Raw genomic sequence first — 1113 nt, 5'->3', positions numbered from 1 at the left:
GCTCTCGGCGGCATCGCGGACCTCGTCGGCGTCCGCCACGTCCAGGGCGACGCCGCCGACGTCGCTCTTGTGGGAGATGTCCGGCGAGAGGATCTTGATTGCGAACGGCCCCTCGAGGTCCCCGGCCACACGGGCGGCGTCCTCCGGGTCGCGGGCGATGCGGGTGGGCACCACGGGGACGCCGTAGGCGGCGAGCAGCTCCTTGGCCTCCGCCTCGCTGAGCCATTCGCGCCCCTCGTCCCGCGCGGCGGTGACCAGCGAGCGGGCGTGCTCGATGTTCGGCGTGAAGCTCTCGGGCACGGAGGGCGGTGTCTCCAGCAGGGCGAGCTGGTTGTGGTGGAACTCGACCACGTGCATGAACGCCCGCACGGCGCCCTCGGGGGTGGTGTACGTGGGGATGCCCGCGTCGGCGAACTGCCGCCGTGCCGGCACCGCCAGGAAGTCGCCCACCCAGCTCGTGAGCACCGGCTTGCGCCCGCGCCGGCGGTGGCGGCCGAGCGTGAAGACGATCGCCCCCGCCGCCTCGCCGGGGTCGGCGATGGCGGTGGGGCAGTTGAGGGCGAGCACCGCGTCCACCTCGCGGGCGGCCATCAGCGTCTCCAGGGCCTGGCTGTAGCGCTCGCCGGGGGCGTCGCCGATGATGTCCACGGGGTTGCCGCGGGACCAGGTCGCCGGCAGGTGCTCGTTGAGCTTCTCGACGGTCTCCTCGGAGAGCTCCGCGAGGTGACCGCCGCGCTCGATCAGGGCGTCGGTGGCGAGCACGCCCATGCCGCCGCCGTTGGTGAGGATGGCGAGGCGGTCGCCGTTCGGGGTGGGGGCCAGCGCCAGTGTCTCCACCGCGGCGAACAGCTCGCCGAGGGTGTCCACCCGGAGCATGCCGGCGCGCCGGAAGGCGGCGTCGTAGACCTTGTCCGAGCCCGCCAGCGCGCCGGTGTGCGAGGCCGCCGCCCGTGCGCCCTCGGCGTGGCGGCCGGATTTCACCACGATAACCGGCTTCATGCGCGAGGCCGCGCGGGCCGCGGACATGAACTTGCGGGCATCGGTGATGGCCTCGACGTAGAGGAGGATCGCGCCGGTGTCCGGGTCGTTGGCCAGGTAGTCGAGGAGGTCGCC

The 1113-nt window shown here is 73.6% G+C and carries 1 protein-coding gene; it reads right to left on the bottom strand.

Annotated elements, in window-relative coordinates; genetic code table 11:
• The coding region (locus G7A99_RS20460; protein WP_163143706.1) for an acetate--CoA ligase family protein at positions 1 to 1113 on the bottom strand (1113 nt) is incomplete at both ends.

This window comes from Arhodomonas sp. KWT, from assembly GCF_010993615.1.
The sequence above is the reverse complement of the archived record's forward strand: the minus strand, read 5'-3'. Positions and strand labels throughout refer to the sequence as shown.